Origin of the sequence: Actinomadura rugatobispora (assembly GCF_042656285.1) — a bacterium.
In the GTDB taxonomy this organism is placed as follows: domain Bacteria; phylum Actinomycetota; class Actinomycetes; order Streptosporangiales; family Streptosporangiaceae; genus Spirillospora; species Spirillospora rugatobispora.
Genome location: NZ_JBHSON010000028.1, coordinates 14,948 through 31,586 on the forward strand (window position 1 = coordinate 14,948; position 16,639 = coordinate 31,586).

General features: G+C 68.5%; 20 protein-coding genes and 1 pseudogene. 11 read left to right on the forward strand and 10 right to left on the reverse strand.

The window, feature by feature from the left end; genetic code table 11:
- Positions 1 to 5: 5 nt before the first annotated feature.
- Both ACFPZN_RS20695 and ACFPZN_RS20700 read right to left on the reverse strand, forming a co-directional pair.
- Positions 6 to 239: an SDR family NAD(P)-dependent oxidoreductase gene (locus ACFPZN_RS20695; RefSeq protein WP_378283692.1), complete on the reverse strand. Its 234-nt coding sequence runs from the start codon at positions 237 to 239 to the stop codon at positions 6 to 8.
- Between the two features lie 520 nt (positions 240 to 759).
- A complete protein-coding gene (locus tag ACFPZN_RS20700; RefSeq protein WP_378283693.1) occupies positions 760 to 1,206 on the reverse strand; it encodes a DUF1579 family protein in 447 nt (148 codons plus the stop codon).
- A 68-nt stretch (positions 1,207 to 1,274) separates the two neighbouring features.
- Here ACFPZN_RS20700 and ACFPZN_RS20705 point away from each other — a divergent pair, with 68 nt between their 5' ends.
- Positions 1,275 to 1,613, forward strand: coding sequence for an ArsR/SmtB family transcription factor (locus ACFPZN_RS20705; protein WP_378283694.1), 339 nt, complete (start codon positions 1,275 to 1,277; stop codon positions 1,611 to 1,613).
- Positions 1,610 to 2,035, forward strand: coding sequence for an SRPBCC family protein (locus ACFPZN_RS20710; protein ID WP_378283695.1), 426 nt, complete (start codon positions 1,610 to 1,612; stop codon positions 2,033 to 2,035). The genes ACFPZN_RS20705 and ACFPZN_RS20710 overlap by 4 nt, the downstream gene beginning before the upstream one ends.
- 419 nt (positions 2,036 to 2,454) lie before the next feature.
- Here ACFPZN_RS20710 and ACFPZN_RS20715 read toward each other — a convergent pair whose 3' ends face one another.
- The 3 genes from ACFPZN_RS20715 to ACFPZN_RS20725 form a co-directional block, all read right to left on the reverse strand.
- Entirely contained in the window at positions 2,455 to 2,994 is a 540-nt protein-coding gene (locus ACFPZN_RS20715; protein ID WP_378283696.1) for a DUF1062 domain-containing protein, read from the reverse strand.
- 363 nt (positions 2,995 to 3,357) lie between these two features.
- Positions 3,358 to 4,095 carry a VOC family protein gene (locus ACFPZN_RS20720; protein WP_378283697.1) on the reverse strand — a complete coding sequence of 246 codons (738 nt, stop codon included), beginning with the start codon at positions 4,093 to 4,095 and terminating at the stop codon, positions 3,358 to 3,360.
- A 196-nt stretch (positions 4,096 to 4,291) separates the two neighbouring features.
- Positions 4,292 to 5,266 (reverse strand): helix-turn-helix transcriptional regulator, encoded by a 975-nt coding sequence (locus tag ACFPZN_RS20725; RefSeq protein ID WP_378283698.1) that lies wholly within the window; start codon positions 5,264 to 5,266, stop codon positions 4,292 to 4,294.
- A gap of 135 nt (positions 5,267 to 5,401) precedes the next feature.
- Here ACFPZN_RS20725 and ACFPZN_RS20730 point away from each other — a divergent pair, with 135 nt between their 5' ends.
- A complete protein-coding gene (locus ACFPZN_RS20730) occupies positions 5,402 to 5,797 on the forward strand; it encodes a RidA family protein (protein WP_378283699.1) in 396 nt (131 codons plus the stop codon).
- 911 nt (positions 5,798 to 6,708) lie between these two features.
- On the opposite strand, the gene rox is transcribed toward ACFPZN_RS20730, so the two are convergent.
- The 3 genes from rox to ACFPZN_RS20745 form a co-directional block, all read right to left on the reverse strand.
- A complete protein-coding gene (gene rox / locus ACFPZN_RS20735; RefSeq protein WP_378283777.1) occupies positions 6,709 to 8,133 on the reverse strand; it encodes a rifampin monooxygenase in 1,425 nt (474 codons plus the stop codon).
- A gap of 608 nt (positions 8,134 to 8,741) precedes the next feature.
- Positions 8,742 to 9,538 (reverse strand): IS5 family transposase gene (locus tag ACFPZN_RS20740; RefSeq protein WP_378283778.1). Its coding sequence is split into 2 segments (ribosomal slippage): positions 8,742 to 9,202 and positions 9,202 to 9,538, totalling 798 coding nucleotides; the frame shifts between segments, so codons are not numbered across the junction.
- A gap of 337 nt (positions 9,539 to 9,875) precedes the next feature.
- Positions 9,876 to 10,505, reverse strand: a complete 630-nt coding sequence (locus tag ACFPZN_RS20745) for a TetR/AcrR family transcriptional regulator (RefSeq protein WP_378283700.1) — start codon at positions 10,503 to 10,505, stop codon at positions 9,876 to 9,878.
- 101 nt (positions 10,506 to 10,606) lie between these two features.
- Between ACFPZN_RS20745 and ACFPZN_RS20750 the strand changes: the two genes are divergently transcribed.
- The 5 genes and pseudogenes from ACFPZN_RS20750 (at position 10,607) to ACFPZN_RS20770 (ending at position 13,110) form a co-directional block, all read left to right on the forward strand.
- The gene (locus ACFPZN_RS20750; protein ID WP_378283701.1) at positions 10,607 to 11,044 is read left to right on the forward strand and encodes an OsmC family protein; all 438 of its coding nucleotides are present in this window, start codon (positions 10,607 to 10,609) and stop codon (positions 11,042 to 11,044) included.
- A gap of 146 nt (positions 11,045 to 11,190) precedes the next feature.
- Positions 11,191 to 11,574, forward strand: a pseudogene (locus ACFPZN_RS20755) (aldo/keto reductase); the annotation flags it as partial.
- 161 nt (positions 11,575 to 11,735) lie between these two features.
- Positions 11,736 to 11,906 (forward strand): aldo/keto reductase, encoded by a 171-nt coding sequence (locus ACFPZN_RS20760; protein WP_378283779.1) that lies wholly within the window; start codon positions 11,736 to 11,738, stop codon positions 11,904 to 11,906.
- A gap of 143 nt (positions 11,907 to 12,049) precedes the next feature.
- Positions 12,050 to 12,640 (forward strand): DUF308 domain-containing protein, encoded by a 591-nt coding sequence (locus ACFPZN_RS20765; protein WP_378283702.1) that lies wholly within the window; start codon positions 12,050 to 12,052, stop codon positions 12,638 to 12,640.
- A 239-nt stretch (positions 12,641 to 12,879) separates the two neighbouring features.
- On the forward strand, positions 12,880 to 13,110 hold the full coding sequence (locus ACFPZN_RS20770; RefSeq protein WP_378283704.1) for a Tn3 family transposase: 231 nt from the start codon (positions 12,880 to 12,882) through the stop codon (positions 13,108 to 13,110).
- A 708-nt stretch (positions 13,111 to 13,818) separates the two neighbouring features.
- Here ACFPZN_RS20770 and ACFPZN_RS20775 read toward each other — a convergent pair.
- A complete protein-coding gene (locus ACFPZN_RS20775; protein WP_378283705.1) occupies positions 13,819 to 14,472 on the reverse strand; it encodes a class I SAM-dependent DNA methyltransferase in 654 nt (217 codons plus the stop codon).
- Positions 14,473 to 14,894: 422 nt separating this feature from the next.
- On the reverse strand, positions 14,895 to 15,044 hold the full coding sequence (locus ACFPZN_RS20780; protein ID WP_378283706.1) for a hypothetical protein: 150 nt from the start codon (positions 15,042 to 15,044) through the stop codon (positions 14,895 to 14,897).
- A 283-nt stretch (positions 15,045 to 15,327) separates the two neighbouring features.
- On the opposite strand from ACFPZN_RS20780, the gene ACFPZN_RS20785 reads away from it, so the two are divergent.
- From ACFPZN_RS20785 to ACFPZN_RS20795, 3 genes are read left to right on the forward strand one after another with little or no spacing between them, the layout of a single operon-like run.
- Positions 15,328 to 15,846, forward strand: coding sequence for a DUF4158 domain-containing protein (locus tag ACFPZN_RS20785; protein ID WP_378283780.1), 519 nt, complete (start codon positions 15,328 to 15,330; stop codon positions 15,844 to 15,846).
- Between the two features lie 51 nt (positions 15,847 to 15,897).
- Positions 15,898 to 16,230 (forward strand): hypothetical protein, encoded by a 333-nt coding sequence (locus ACFPZN_RS20790; RefSeq protein ID WP_378283707.1) that lies wholly within the window; start codon positions 15,898 to 15,900, stop codon positions 16,228 to 16,230.
- 6 nt (positions 16,231 to 16,236) lie between these two features.
- Positions 16,237 to 16,374 carry a hypothetical protein gene (locus tag ACFPZN_RS20795; protein ID WP_378283708.1) on the forward strand — a complete coding sequence of 46 codons (138 nt, stop codon included), beginning with the start codon at positions 16,237 to 16,239 and terminating at the stop codon, positions 16,372 to 16,374.
- Positions 16,375 to 16,639 lie beyond the last annotated feature (265 nt).

Genomic DNA, 16,639 nt, shown 5'->3' on the forward strand with positions numbered 1-16,639 from the left:
TGTTGTCAGCGCCGGAGCAGCCGGTCGCTCAGCTCGCACAGCCGCTGTGCCGACTCCGGGTCGACGGCGTGCGGTACGACATCGGACGGGATGTCGTCCTGAGCACCGAATTTGATGGGCCTCGGGATGTCCAGCGGTGAGATGTCGTCGTCCTTCAGATAGACACCGCCGATCTCGGCGAGCAGCGGGCTGGTCGCGGCGAACACGCTGGTGCTGGCCCCCTGTTGGGGCGTCTTCATCTCGCGGACGGGACGAGACCAGCCGCGATCAGCGGAAACGAGGTCGCCAGCACCACAGCGCCCGCGGCCACCGCGTCGCTCCCAACCAGGGCACCGCCGACTCCAGGTCCCGCACGAGATCGGCGGCCCTGAGCGGGCGTTCGGCGACTCCTTGGCCATCCTGCGACGCAGCAGGTCACGTAGCGGCCCCAGCACCGCCCGCCTGCTGCGAGGCCGTACGTCCGGACCGGTGTTCCTTACCGACCGGCGCGCGCCACCTTGGGCCACCGCGCGCTTGCGGCCGCCGACATCTGCCCCCACCAAGCGGTGGCCGGCTGTCCTACCCCGCGCCGAGTACCTGTTCAAGACTGCCTCCACACGGATCGCCCCCCGCGGCCAGGGCAGGACGTTGCACCAACTCCCTCCACCACTCCCCCTCAGGCACCTGGTCAGCCTCGGGCAGTACGTCCGCCTCGGCGAGCGAACCTCAGCCCGGATCAACGCCGAACACGACCCCGCCGACTTGCCTTGGCTACCCTCATCAAGGCTCTCTGGTGAAGGCCATGTCCATCCAGTGCTGCCAGGTCGAGCCGTCGTCAGTGCGCTCCCACTTCGCGCTCATGGTGGTGCCGTTCTCAGCGATCATCAGCGTCGCCCGCTCGGAATCGCCGGTGAAAGTCCAGACCCCGTGGTCGTCCACGGTCGCGTGCATGGTGATGAAGTTGCCCTGGTTGTCGAACGAGCGCATCGGATAGGTCCCGGTCGCCGGATCATAGGGACCGATCATCTCGATGACCTCGACCACCTCGTCGTTCATGCGCACGTCCACGCGATGGATGAGGAAGAACCCGCCCGCCAGCCACTCGTAGGTGTCCGAGCCGACGATCCGCACCGACGGCTCGCCGGTGGTGGTGACCGTCTGCCCCTGCGACCGCCAACGGCCGACGAGTACGTCCAACGGCTTGTTCGCAGACCTGGGCGCCATCATGTCTCCTGGAATCTATGTAAGATGTTGCTTAAATACTTACACATCATCCCGTCAAGGAGGAAACCCCGGTGGACGAGGCGTTGCGGGCGGTCGCCGATCCGACCCGCCGCGCGATCCTGGTCATGGTCCGCGACGACGAGGTCTCGGCGGGCGATATCGCCGCCCGGTTTCCCGGCATCAGCCGCCCGGCGGTCTCCCAGCACCTGCGGATCCTGGTCACGGCCGGGCTTGTGGACGTCCGCCGTGCCGGCAACCGCCGTCTGTACCGGATGCGTCCCGACGGTCTCGCCGAGGCGGCGATGTTCTTCCAGACGATGTGGCCCGGCCCGCTGCACCGCCTGAAGCACGCGGCCGAGCGAGCGGAACGGGCTCTCGCCGATGACGAGGAGACGGAGGGATCATCGTGAGCACGACGGTCGAGCAGACGATGCGTATCGAGGCGCGGCCAGAGACGGTGTGGCGGTTCTTCACCGATCCGGCCTTTCTGGCGCAGTGGTGGGGTGAGGCCGAACTGGATGCGCGCCCTGGCGGTGACCTGCGCGTGGAGATGCAGGACGGTCCGCGCCCGGTGATGCACGGGACGTTCGTCGAACTCGTTCCGTATGAACGGATCGTCTTCACCTTCGGCTGGGAGCCCGCTCCCGGAGCACCCGGCATAGCGCCCGGCGCCTCGCGGGTCGAGGTCACGCTCACCTCTGACGGTAAGGGCACGACCCTCACCCTGCGGCATAGTGGCCTGCCGTTCCTGCTCGGCGACGAGACCACCCTTGGCTGGGCCTCTGTGCTTCGGCGCCTCGGCGAGGCGGCAGAGCGCCATGACCACCGTTGAGCAGGATCTTCGCGGCAGGTCGTCCGGCTGGCCGCTCGCGACCATTGCGTGCCGATCGAGAAAGGTCACACACAGCTACACGAGCCCGAATGACGGTGAACTCCGCCGCCGTTTCCGGGAATGGTCCGGTCGATGGCCGAGGCGTAGGCGCGGTGGGTGTTGGGGTTGGCGACCCGGCATCGGCCTCCTCGGCGGTAGCCGGGCGGCGCTGTGCTTTTCCGTCCGGCGGCCGCAGTCACCGGCTGCGCCCGCAGGGACGACGATCTACCGGATAACGTGCCCGAGCCGCACATCGGCCCCGATGACGGACCACACACCGTGGCCGTCCGGGGGCGACTCCGTGCCAACGGAGCCGCCCCTGGATGAGGCATATTTCGCGCGGAGGTTGGAGGAGATCGCACGCCGCGGCTACTCCCCCGCTAGCCCCCGGCCATCACGGTAAAGGTGAATCCGGCGCTCGTCGGACGGCGCAGCGGAATGTCGCACTTGATCCGGCGCAGTACTTGGTTCCTGCTGAGGCCGAGCCCTTGCGCGATGAGCCCTTCCGGGCGCACCGGTACCGGATCGTCGAAGACGACCTCCACCTGGACCGGCCATGCGTCATCGAGCCATGCCGACGGGGTGTCCAGCCGCCAGGCCCCCGTCCAGTCCAGGGTGAAGCGGTTGCGCCGGGCGAGCAGCGGATCCAACAGCCGGGACGCCACCAGTTCCGGATCGTTGACGCGGTAGCCGTGGAGTTCGGCCGGATCGAAGGATCTGACCGGCGCCCGCTCGTGCACGGTGAGCTTGCTCGTCCGATCGCAGGATACGCAGCGGACCAGCAGCCACACGTCCAGCAGCTTGCCGTTGGCGTTGACGCGGAATCTGCCCTCGCCGGTGGTGGCCGAATTCGACCGGCAGTCCACGCACCGCAACGACAGCAGAGGCAGCCTGGTCCGACGGACGACCCAGGGCAGCACGGTATGAGGTTGTGAAGACATGAGCTCTCTAGACCTGACACGAGGCCGATTGCGCGCGGCCTCAAACGCTGTATGACCGGGTGCACAAGGGCAGCCCGGCAGAACCGACGAGAGCGTCGGCTACAGGTGAGCGGAAGAAGGTGTCAGGTCTAAAGAGCAGGCGGGGTCACGCGGTTTTGTCCTCTGTCTTTACTGCGACTGGGCCGCAGGCAACGTACGGGAACACGGAAAAGGGTTCAATCGGTTTTCCGACCGAAACTTCGTCAGTGCAACCGCGACCTCAAGTGGCGAAGGCGACGGTGTCGTCGAGGCCCGGCCGGTAGCCGTCGCCGGTGTCCGGGGGGAGGATCGGCAGGGCCCGCGTCAGAGCGGGGTGAGGACGCAGAACTCGTTGCCCTCCGGGTCGGCGAGGACCGTCCACGGCACATCGCCCTGGCCGATGTCGATGTCGGTGGCGCCGAGCGCCCGCAGCCGGGCTACCTCCGCTGGCTGGTCGTCACCCGGGTACGGTCGCAGGTCGAGATGGACGCGGTTCCACACGGTCTTCACGTCGGGCGTACGGAAGAACTCCAGATACGGCCCGACGCCCTTGGCCGAGCGCAGCACCGCCTGGTCGTCGGTCACCTTGTGCAGGGTCCAGTCCATCGCCTCGCCCCAGAACCGGGCCATGGCCCGCGGATCGGCGCAGTCGACCACCACAGCGGCGATCGGACCAGTGTCCCGGTAGATCTCCCGAGGCTCCAGCACGCAGAACTCGTTGCCCTCGGGGTCGGCGAGGACCGTCCACGGCACGTCGCCCTGGCCCAGGTCGGCGGGCGTCGCGCCGAGCCCCTGGAGGCGTGCGACGAGGTCGGCCTGGTGGGCCGTGGAGGTGGTGGCGAGGTCGACGTGCACGCGGTTCTTCACCGTTTTGGGTTTCGGGTCGCGGACGACGTCGATGCAGACGGCGGCGGGGTCGGGATAGACGAAGCCTTCGGGTTCGAGGTTGGTCACGCCGGGCCCCTCGCTGGAGACACCCCAGCCGAGCGCCTGCGCCCAGAACCGGCCGACCGCGGCGTCATCCCCGGCTTTCATGTGAATCTGCACAAGCCTCGTTGCCATGCCGCCGATCCTATGCTCGCGCGGATCATGGCTCCGCCCGTATTCACCTGCTGTAGGCGGCTTCGTCCGCGACAGCCGGAACCCGTTCCAGGCATCCCTGCATCCACCGACAAGCACCGCCCGGCTGTGGGGCAAGGGGTCGAAGAGCCCAGGACTTGCTGTGCCGTCGGCTGCGGCCCGCAGAAGGCGACCATTCTCAGGATGACACTCCGTAGCGGGTGGCGATCGCGACGGCGCGGTTGCGCAGGGAGTCGCGCAACCACTGCGGGGCCAGGGCTTCGGCGTTCGTGGTGAGCTGCCACAGGGCCCATTCGGCGTGTCTCGGGTCTTGGAAGGTCACCTCCAGCCGCAGCCAGCCGTCTGCGTCGGCTTCTTCGGCGCGGACGGTCAGTGCGGTGCCCACCAGGTCCTCCCTCCGCGCCGGGTCCACCCGGACCAGCACGGTGACCTGGTCGCCGCCGGTGCGAAACCGCGTGCTGCGTTCCTGCCAGGCCCGGTCCAGATCGACCCGGTCTGGTCGCTGTGCGGGTTCGGCGAGTTCCTCGGCGGCCAAGACCCGGGACAGTCGGTAGGTGCGGTCGGCGCCGGACCTCGTGGCCAGCAGGTAGCCCTGGCCGCGTACGGTGACCAGGCCGATCGGGTCCACCGTGCGCCACTTCGGGGTCTGGCCCACAGCCGCGTAGTGGATTCGCAGCTTGTGGCCGGTGAACACCGCGCGCCGAACCTCGGCCACTGTGGCATCAGGCACCTCCTCAGCGACCAGCCGGCGCGAGAGAAGGTCGATCTCGGGGTCGATGAGCAGTCGCTGGGCCGCGCCGGCCGCGGTCTCCCGATAGCTCTCGGGTAGCGCGTCGACCACCTTGAGCATGGCCGAGGCGAGCGCCGAGTCGAGGCCGAATGCCTGTGCGCCGCGCCGTGATCCGGCGACCAGCAGGGCAAGGGCCTCATCGTGGTTCAGTCCGGTGAGCTCGGTCCGGAATCCGGGCAGCAACGCGAACCCGCCGTGCCGACCGCGTTCGGCGTAGACCGGGACCCCGGCCGCGGACAGCGCCTCGATGTCGCGCAGCACGGTGCGGGTGGATACCTCCAGCTCGCGGGCCAACGCGGCTGCGGACAGCCGACCGTGCTGCCGCAGCAACAGCACCAGTGAGACCAACCGATCGGCGCGCATACAAGAACGTTACCGAAATACACGACACAGGATGTCGTGATTTGTTGGGAGGCTCATCACCGCGACCAAAGGACGACGGCTACCGAGCCGATCGACGTACGCAATGTCAACGAATCGAATGGAGCTGATGCGGCAATGGAACGAACGGCGGTCAACCCGTGGGCGTGGTCGGTGGAGATGGGGTACAACCAGGGTGAGATCGTCTCCGGGCACACCCGAACCCTGTACTGCGCCGGACAGACCTCGATGAGCGGCGACGGCAAGCCCCAGAATGTCGATGACATGGCGGCTCAGTTGGCGCTGAGCCTCGACAACCTGGAGGCCGTGCTCGGCGAGGCCGACATGTCCCTCGCGAACCTCGTCCGGCTCAACGTCTACACCACCGACGTCGATCGGCTCTTCGAGCACTACGGCGTGCTGGCGTCGCGGTTGGGCGCCGGCGGGGTGGCACCGTCCACCACGATGCTCGGGGTGACACGGCTGGCGATCCCCGACCTGATGGTCGAGCTCGAGGGGACCGCCGTCGCGTGATGCGACCTCGCCGCCTCCGGCAGGGCTGCCGGAGGCGGCACGAGCAGTAGGCCGGTGGGTGATTCCGGCGCTCAGGATGGTGCAATCGGCGTCCATGGCTTCGGCGGGACGCGGACGTTCGTCTGCTACCCGACGTACGCCAGCGCCGCGGTGTCCGCCGGCCGAGCACGCCTGGGCGAACTCACGCCGACTGCAGGCAGGAATCCCCCATGCCCGGATCGCCTACGGCACCACGGTGAGCTCGCCCCAACCGCCAACTCCAGTACACCGCCACGCGGTCGGCAGGCGTTCGCGCCGCGAACTCGCTGCCGAGTACGCCCGCCGCTACACCACCGGAGATCCTCGACAGCGCCGGCCTCACGCCGATCGTGTCGGCGCTGTTGAGCAGTGGGGGACTGTATCGAGGCTGACCGTGCCCACCGAGGCCCTCACCGCCATCCCCGACGACGCCAGCGACGCCGGGGATGGCGTGGACAGCGCGTCGGAGCCGGCGCTGATCAAGGCGATGCCAGGCAAGAACAGCTTGAATGCTGCACAAGATCGACAAGCTGACCGTGATCCGGGCGATCCGGCCGCCGGATTGACTGATATGGCACCGAAGTGCTGGCGTGTTGGAGGTCCCGGGCGGTGGTGGAGTCGCGCTCGCACCTCCGGCGGCGTGCACGCAGTTCTCCGTCCGCGGCGGTGACGCTGCCGGTGGAGCGGGGGCAAGAGGTCACCGACTCGCCGGTGGATCTACCGATCCCCTCGGCGCACCGGATCGGGCGGTCCGCGCCGACCAGAAGATCACCAAGGAGCTGGTCAACGCGTTCGAGCGGGTGACGGGCAAGGAGAACATCCTGTCCCGCATCACCGATGTCTCGCTGACCGCTCGATCCTCCTCACAAGCCTTTTCGGTTGCTCAGGCGAAATCAGTCGGCGGGCTTGCCGAACCAGCGGGAGAGGTGGTCGTCCAGGTCCTGCTGATCGTCGCCGATCCAGGCGACATGGCCGTCGGGACGTAGCAGGAGGCACGGAACATCCAGTACCGCAGTGGGATCCGCGAGGTAATCGACCCGGTCTGACCAGCCGCCGACGGTCAGGCGTTCGGTGCGGTCCAGCAGCAGGCCGCGGCCGCGATGCAGCAGACCGTAGAGGTGGCCCTCTTTCACGTCAATGTCGCGCAGACGGCGGCCGAGTAGGTCGGGGCCCTCGCCGAAGTCGTAGCGGATGCCGATCGCGGTGATCTTCTCGATCAGATAGCGGTTCACCTCGTCGAAGTCCATCAACTCGGTGAGCAGCCTGCGCACGGCCTGCGGGCCAGGTCCGGTGGACAGCAGTTCCGTCTGGGCGCGGGTGTTGTCCAGCACGTCCTCGGCGACCGGACGACGTTCGGCCTGGTAGGTGTCCAGCAATGTTTCCGGCGCCCAGCCGCGGATCTGTGCGGCCAGTTTCCAGCCGAGGTTGAATGCGTCCTGAACGCCCAGGTTGAGGCCCTGACCGCCGATGGGCGGGTGGATGTGCGCCGCATCGCCGGCCAGCAGCACCTGACCGACCCGATAACGTTCGGCCAGCCGGGTGGCATCCCCGAAGCGGGACAGCCAGCGCGGGGAGTGCACGCCGAAATCGGTTCCGGCGATGGCGCGCAACTGATGCTTGAAATCCTCGAGGGTGGGCGGTTCCGCGCGATCGCTGACCCCCGCGGCCGGAACCACGACGCTATAGACCCGTTCACCGAAGGGCCTGAGCCAGAATCGCTTGTTGATCTCGCTGATCTCGGTCACCTTGGCGGCGATCTCCTCCTGCGGCACACCCACTTCCATCTCGCCCATCAGCGTCTGGGTCCGCGAGGGCTCGCCGGGGAAGCCGACGCCGAGCAGTTTGCGCACCGTACTGCGCCCGCCGTCACAGCCGACGAGGTAACGCGACCGCAGCTTTTCTCCGTCGGCCAACTCGACGGTCACACCCTCGTCGTCCTGCTCGACCCCGGCCACCGCGCAACCGTGCCGGACCTGTGCACCCAGTTCGATCGCATGTTCTTCGAGCAAGTGAACGATGACCGGCTGCGGGATGCCCAGCAGATATGCGTGCGCGGAATCCAGGCCCTTGGGCGCGGGTTTGGGGATGGCGGCGTAGAAACCGCCGGCCGGACGCTGTCTTCCATGCTGGAGAATGCGTTCCAGTAGTCCGCGCATCGCCATCAGCTCGAGACTGCGAATATGCAGACCGACGATGCGGACGAACGACACGGGCTCGGTTTCCTTTTCCAGAACGAGGACCCGCACATCGTGCAGCCGCAGTTCGGCGGCCAGCATCGCACCGGTCGGCCCGCACCCGGCAATGATCACGTCGAACATGCTTGGCCCGCGATCGGCGCCGGAGGCCGGCGACCAGAGTTCGGGGACGTCGCCCACAGTGAAGTCGCGCGCGACCGAACCGTCCGACGACGGCTCAGCGGTGACCTGCGGAGAGTGCATAGGTGTTGCCTTTCGGGAGTGCCTTTTGGCGAGGCGCTCCCGGCGACACCTACGTCAATCGCCCGACCGTGACGGGAAGGGGAGCACCCACGTCGATACAACGTTCATGGGTCTCACCTCCTCGGGCGGTGTCACGGTCAACTGCAAGCTACAAGCCTGACCATCACCCCGTCCAATCCTTTTCCAGCCACGTGATCACGACTCCAAACGGGCCCCTGTGGTTGCAGGACGAGTCCGGCGTGGCGGCCCGGCTAACAGGCTGGTCAGCGGGCGCGGCGGCGGGAGTGCGGGTCGGTGTCGGCGGTGACGGCCGCAGAGGTGGCTTCGCCGAGGTTGGCCAGGTGGGCGCGGCGGGCTTGGGCCTGGAGCTCGACGGCGCCGCGGCCGGCGGTTGCCAGATGCTGCAGGGCAGAGTGGCGGAGCTGGTGGAAGGTCCAAGCCCCGGCTTTGTGGGTCGAGGGCGGCGATGGCGGTCTTTAGACATCGTTTCATTTCGCGAGTCGGCGGTAGCAGATCATGGTTGCGGCGATGCCGACGAAGGCCAGGAAGTGCTCGGCCTTGCGTTCGTAGCGCCGGTGCAGACGACGGCAGCCGGCCAGCCATGAGACCGTTCGCTCGACCACCCAGCGGTGGCGGCCCAGCCGCTGGGAGGACTCGATGCCCCGGCGGGCGATGCGCACCACGATGCCGCGCGAGCGCAACCAGCGTCGCAGCCGCGGGTAGTCGTACGCCTTGTCGCCGTGCAGCTTTCCGGGGCGGCGGCGACGTGGCCCACGCCGCGAGCGGATCGGCGGAATGCCGCGCACCAGCGGCTCCAGGCCCTGGCTGTCGTGGGTGTTGGCCGCGGAGATCCCGACAGACAGTGGCAGGCCGGTCTGCTCGGTGAGCAAATGGATCTTCGACCCAGGCTTGCCGCGGTCGACAGGATTGGGACCTGTCAGGTCCCCCCTTTCGCGGCCCGGACACTGACCGAGTCGATCGCGCACCGCGACCAGTCCAGCTCCCCGCGGCTGCCGAGCTCGTCCAGCACGACCCGGTGCAGCTTGGCCCACACCCGCGCGTCGCTCCACTCGGCGAAGCGGCGGTAGATGGTCTGCCAGGAGGCCCCGAACACCGGCGGGATCTGCCGCCAGGTGCAGCCGGTGGTCGCCACGAACACGATCGCCGCCAGCACCTCCCGATCGCCGGCCCGACGTCGTCCACCACCCTGCGGCCGCGTTGGCGCAGGTGGCACCACACGCTGGAACAACTCCCACAATTCGCCCGGAACCAGGTGCTCCACCATCATCACGGCGAAACACTATCGATCACACCAAACGAAACGCGGTCTTAGCAATATTCGGCCCGAAGGTAGGACCGCCGCCCGCGCCCGGTGGCCCGGGAGATGTCGGCCGCTGCGGGGGCGCGCCGACCAGAGGTGGGGGCATGGCGGACGGCTAGGAACACCGGCCCGGTCGCGGTGCTGGTGGCTCAGTGCACGTACTCGATCGCGCCGCCCTTAGACACGACCCAGGTCCAGGTCGCCTCCGCCGCGGCGGGCGGCGAGCTGGGCGGACGCGAGCCGGGTGTGGCAGGTCATTCCAATTCTGTGGCGCATCGTGGTCACTTCCTCGGGACGAGACTCAGTGAAGGACGGTGAGCAGGCCCTCGACGCCGCGTTGGAACGCGGCGCCGACGCTCTCGACGCCGTCGAGGTGGGCGCCGGTCATGGCGCCGTCACGCATCATGACGAAGTGCCGTGCGGCGTGATCTGGTTTGCCACGCCGCGGTGAGTCCCCGAAGACCTGCGCGAACAGCTCCGTGAGCGTGGTCACGTACCAGGCTCGATGATCGAGGACCACCTGGCGCACCGGGTCGTTGGGGTCGGGGTACTCGTTTGCGGCATTGAGGAAGGCGCACCCGCGGAACTCTGGTCTGCCCAGGTCGTCGGCGACGGCGGTACCGATCGCGCGCAGTGCGTCGGCCGGCGACGGCGCGGCTTCGATGGCGGCCTGCGTGTCGGCGCGGATGTGGGCGTCGACGCCGCGCAGGTAGGCGAGTACGAGGTCTTCCTTCGAGGGGAAGTGCCGGTAGAACGTCGCTCGCGTGGCCGGGGCCTCGGCGAGGATTCGCTCGACCCCGACCGCACGGATCCCCTCACGGTAGAACAGCACGCTGGCCGTGGACAGCAGCCGTTCTCGGGCCTCGGACCGTCCCTGCCTCCCCGAGCTGCTGTTCTGGCCGTCGGGCGCGGGGCGGATCGGTGTCGCCATGGCCCGATCCTAGCAGAAAGAACGATCGGTCTTGCAATCGCCGGCGATGTCTGCCAAGCTCAGCGCTGCAAGAGAGAACGGTCTTTCTACGTGGAGGCATCATGCCGAGCCGAGACGCGACCAGCCGCTGGCAGGGCGACCTGCTGCACGGCAAGGCCGCCGTCAGCTTGGACTCGTCGAACGCCGGGGACTTCGACGTGTCGTTCCCGACCCGAGCCGCGAGGCCCGATGGCCAGACCGGTCCGGAGGAACTGCCGGCCGCAGCGCACTCGTCGTTGCCTGGCGATGAACTTGTCGGGCGTTCTGGGCGCGGAGAACCTGACCGCGACGAGCATGGACGTCTCGGTCGAGGTCACCCTGGGCCTGCCCTGGACGAGGGCTTCGAGATCAGCGGAGCCGCGACCATGCTGCGCGCTGAGCTCGACGGAGTCGACGCGGCCAGGTTCCGAGAACCGGCGATCGTTGCCGCGCAGTCCTGCCCGATCTCCAAGGCCCTGGCCGGTACCACGATCACCCTCGACGCCGCCCTGACCTCGTGAGCGCCGACCACCCGCACCACGCGCCGAGGATCCTGGGAGACTCGCGTGTCGAGGAACAACACGGACAACCCGCCTCGAACATGACCGGTGTTCGAGACACCCTTGAGGTGACCGGCAGGACGATGGCGCGTCTGGGGTTCGGGGCCATGCGGTTGACCGGTCCCCGCATCTGGGGACCGCCCACGAACCAGGCTCGCTCGGTCCGGCCGACCCGGAGGGCGGTCGAGTGCGGCGCACAGCACATCGACACCGCCGACTCCTACGGCCTCGGTGTCGCCGAGGACATCCTGCGCGAAGCCCTGCACCCCTACCCTGAGCTGCTGCTCATCGCGACCAAGATCGGCCAGCTCCGACTCCGGCCCGACGAGTGGGGACAGGTCGGGCACCCGGCATTCCTGCGCCACCGGTGCGAGATGAGCCTGCGCCGACTCGGCGTGGAGTGCATCGAGCTGCTCTACCCGCATCGAATCGACCGGCTGGGCGCGCTGAAGGAACTGCAGGACGAGGGGAAGATCGCCCACATCGGGCTGTCCGAGGTCGGGCTTGACCAGATCACGGCCGCCCGAAGCCTGGTCGTCATCGCGGCCGTGACCACTGCACACACGAGCACATCCCGCTCGTCCGTGATACCCGGTCATGAACGACAGGCAGTGTCGCCACCGAGACCGGATCGCCCCCGACGCAGGTCGCACTGGCCTGGTCGCCGGCCCGAGCGCGCGTGGTGTGTCGGATCCCCGGCACCTTCTCGCTCGCCCACCTCGAGGAGAACGTCGCGGCCGCCACGCTGCAGTTGACCGACGACCAGGTCGCGAAACTCACCGCAACAGCCCACACAACCGTCGCGGTCGACAACCAGGCGTAGAGGGACACGCACTCGCTTCCACGGCCGTCTGGGCGCTTGAGAAGACCGCTCCCATATTCGGCTCGACGGAATCTCCTTCCCCATGGGCGTCCGAGCCACCTACCTGACCTCTGCCATTCGACCTCGAATGAAGGGAAACTGTCATGACCACCACCGCCCCGGCTGTGACCGGTGTCGCAGCGACACTTCGGCGGCTCTACTTCGTGCGTTTCGGATTCGCCCTCGTTTGGGCGGTCCTGCTGTTCCTGACCGCGTCGGGCATCAACCTGCTGACCGCGGTGCTGATCGTGCTGTACCCGGTGTTCGACGTGGCCGCCGCAGTCGTCGATGCCCGCTCCGCGCGGGTCAATGTGGCCGGTGGATCCGCGAACGGGTCCGTCCCAGGTCTCTACGTCAACATCGCGATCAGCACCCTCGCCGCCGTCGGACTCGCCGTTGCCCTCACCTCCGGAATCCCAGCCGTCCTGCGAGTCTGGGGGGCTTGGGCCGTCGTGGCCGGCATTGTGCAGCTCGTCGTGGCCATTCGACGGCGCCGCATGGGAGGACAGTGGGCGATGATCGCCAGTGGGGCCATCTCCGTGCTGGCCGGCATGTCGTTCTTCCTCATGGCATCGAACGCAGAAGCTTCCTTGGCCAATGTGGCCGGCTACGCCTTGCTCGGCGGCGTCTTCTTCCTCGTCTCCGCGGTGCGCCTCGGACGGAACGTCAGCCAAAGCACCGGGGGGAGGAACTGACATCACCGACCACACCACGGGGTGCGCAGCCAGTCCTGCAGCCGCTGGGCTGGCGCTGCCAGCGGATGAGGCCGGACTGGCCTGCGAGTAGCCGGTAGAACGGGCCTGGCGGGCGTCGCTGCGGGATGGATTTCCAGATGACTCTTCGGCTTGATTCGATAGGCGTGCCGCTTGCGAGAGAGGCTGGGACGAGATCGGATCCAACGGGTTCCCCGTCCCCTCACCCGGATGCCGAGTGGATGGCCAACGCTATCTTCGCCGCACGTGACAACGGCCTGAGGGGCGCCGGATCAACGGTGGTGGCGCCCGAGTCCATCCACTTCTCCACCACTGACCAGAACCTGTTCACCGAGTGGCACTCCCGCTATGGCGACCGCGGGGTCCTGGTGTACTGGCATGTCGAACGAGGCTCGGTCGTCGTGCACTCCCAGACGCTGCGGGCCTCGGCCTTGGAGGTCGCCGCGATGTGAGGGGGCCATCCGGCACAGCACCACCAAGACCGTGGAGGGCAACTACGGGCGGGCGCCGAGCCCCTGCCACTGTGGCTGAAGCTCCACAGCAGGGGCAGCATCGCAGACGGCTTCCGCGAGGAGCTCCTTATCGAAGTAGCGACCATCCTCGCCGACGCCGCCGACGATGTCGGGTTCAGCTTCCGGCTCTCCGACGACGGGGCCATCGCCGACAAACGCCACAAGCCACCGACACCTATCCGCCGCGGCCACGCTTCCCGCATGGATTCTGCTGGAGTGACGATCCCCTGCCCGCCCCTGGCCGGAGCACGGTACGGACCGACCTGCCCGAACAAAACGAGCCTTCCTCCAACGAACCCTGACCGGCTCGGCCGCCCACCGTCCACGCCGCTGACATCGACTTCGCGCTCAACAACCCCCGGGCCGCTTGATCCACGGTGAACGCCGACACGTTCGCTTGGACAGGACAGCCGCCGAGGACCCACCCCGTCTGCAGACGTCCGACCGGTGCACTGCTGTATTCGACCGGAAGCGGGGCCGGGTCCAAACGGGCTGATAGCCGGGTGGCGGAGCGGCACCGGCGACGGCGCGCGGACGCCCCAGCAGGAGCGCGGCGGGCTCTTGCGAAATCCCCCGATCACGGCGACTCCCGTGGACCAGCTTCAACGTCTCCCTGGGCCGTGTTCGTCGACCTGCTGCTGACCGGGCCTACGGCTCGGTCGGCTTGCGGGCGAGGAGACGGCCGTGCTGGAACCTCTCGTTCTCACCCGGCGCGCGGCGCAGCCGGCCGACCTCCGTGAGCCCGGCCTTGGACGCCAGGTCCGCGACGTGGTCGATGGAGAGCCGGTAGGCGAGGGACACCTTGTGGTCGAACGGCTCGGCCAAGTGCGGCGAGTCGGCGTCGGTCGCGAAGACCCCGACGAGCAGGTGACCGCCCGGCGCCAGCACCCGCGCGAACTCCGCGAAGATCACCGGCAGGTCCTCCGGAGACGTGTGGATGATGGAGTACCAGGCGAGAACGCCGCCCAGCGCGCCGTCCGCAATGTCCAGCGCGAGCATCGAGCCCTCGTCGAACCGCAGGTCCGGGTACTCCTGGCGGGCCAGCTCGATCATCGCGGACGACGCGTCGACACCGAAGGCGGTCACACCGAGGGAGGCCAGGCGCGCCGTGACACCGCCGGGTCCGCATCCGAGGTCGGCCACCGGCCCGCCGCCCGCGGCCCGTACGAACTCGGCGAACGCTGCGACCAGGGCACTGTCCAGGGGATGGCCTTCGACCGAGTCGCGGAACATCTCGGCGTAAAGGGTGGCGACGGCGTCGTAGGCCGCGCGGGTGGTGTCCAGGGAGGAAGACTCGATCACGGTTGACGACCCTAGTCCGCCGCTCTGCCGTGTTCGACCGTGTCGTGTTCGGGGCGGGGGTCCGGCGGAAACATGGCTCCGCGAGCACCTGTGATCGGCGGGAAGGAGCTCCGGTGTCCAGGCGTCGTCGGTGTGTGTAGGGCGGGCCGAAGTCTCGGGTGGCCGTGCGCTTCACCGAGAAGTCCGCGCTGGTGACCGCCCGGAGAGGGAATGTGTCCGACGACGCGCAGGTCCTGGACGAGCTGCGAGCGATCCGTCGGCTGCTGCAGGCGTATGGAGGCCGACTGGTGGAGGTCGCGGACGCGCAGCGGGAGGAGCCCGTTCGTTCGCGGGGGGACGCGACGCCCGGACGCCCTCGGTGCGCGTCTGGACGGACTGTTGGACGACCTGTAGGGCGCGCAGGGCCTTCAGCGCTGAGCTGGCTAGCGATTCCAGGTTCCGCTGGCGGCGGTGCCGGGGTGGTAGCCGAGGGCCTGGGCGACGACGGGCGCGGGCGCTTGGAGCACGAGCTGCCTGAAGGCCGCGGTGCGGGTCTGGGTGACCGGGACACCGTGCACACGCAGTTGCTGCAACGAGAGTGCCTGGGGAGAGGGGTTGTCCGACGCGGCCGCCTGGGAAGAGCCAGCCGCAGTCGGGGTTGGCGGCGAGTTCGGTGAGCATCGTGGCGAACGAGTCGGGCGCGCCGGAGTCGGCGGGTCGCCAAGGCGCAGCGACACCTGGCCGTAGTGGTCGAGGACATCCTCGACGGTCAGGCGGACGAGGCGCTTGACGGCTGGCCCGCGAGGAGGATCGGACCGGATTTTGGCGGTAGAGCGTCGGGTTTGACGACGGTTCGGTGACGGGCCGGTTGATTTCCTGTCAGACGAGCAGGTCGCGCGGTATCGCCGGTTCCGTGATGAGGTGACCGTCGCCGAGTTGGAACAGTTCTTTTGGCTGGCCCCTCGGGCGCGGATGGTGGTGGCTGACAAGCGGCGTCCGGCGACGAACCTGGGCTGGGCGGTGGAGTGGGGCACGGTGCGGATGCTGGGGACGGTTCTGGCCGATGCGCCGCTGAAGGTGCCCGACGAGGTGGTGGCGTTCGCCGCCGAGCAGGTCGGGATGGATGCTGCGTGCGCGCCGGAGTACCCGAACAGGCCCAAGACCGCCTATGAGCATGCGTGGGAAATCCGCGACCTGCTGGGGCTGGCAGAGAACTGCTGGAGCGATCCCTTCGACGACCTCACCCCGCCCGGCCGGAGCGAGCCCCGCTCCGGCCAGGTCGCACCCCAGGAGCCGTCCCACAGCCACCACACCATCCGGCCGCCCACCGGCAACCAGAACACCCCGCCCTGGACGCTGCCGGCCACCACCACTTTGGCCGCCGTCGACATCTGAAGGTTCGGCACCCGCACGGACGCGCGGACCCAGTTGGTGCTCCGCAAGGAGATGAACGACCTGATCGCCGAGGCATGGCGCATGACCCGGATCCCCTGCTGGGCCTGCCACCGCGAAGACCGCGGCGACGGCGCGCTGTTCATCGTCCCGCCCGAGGTCGCCGCCGACCACTTGCTCGCCCCCTACGCCAGCCACCTCAACCTGGTGCTGCGCCGCCACAACCAGCTCGCCGACCCCACTACCCGGATGCGGCTGCGCCTGGCCGTCCACACCGAACGCATCCACCGCGACGACCACGGCGTCGTCGGCCCCGCCCTGGTCCACCTGTTCCGGCTCCTGGACGCCCCCGCCTTCAAACGCTTCGCTGACGACGCCGTCGGATAACTCACCATGATCGTCTCCGACCGGCTCTACACCGGCGCCGCCCAAAGCGGCGGCCTGATCAACCCCGCCGCCTACATCCCCCAGCGCATCACCAGCAAGGAGACCCGCAGCCGCGCCTGGATCTGGACCCCGCCCCAGCACTGACAGGGCGGTGCCCGGCGGCGGCCGCGCGACCGGGGCGCCCGGTCGCGTTCGAGGGCCTGTGCGCGTCTACGTCGAGCTGCCGGATCGTGGAGTACGTGCAGGTTCCCGGCCGACGCGTGCGGTCGCAGTCTCCGATTTCAGCACGTAGATGATCGTGTTCCTGCCCGCCTGACGACCTGCGAGATTCTCGCAGCAACTCACAAAACCCACCCTCACCGCGTGGACCACCGCAGGCGTGACCACCCTGGAACAGATCACCCCGGCC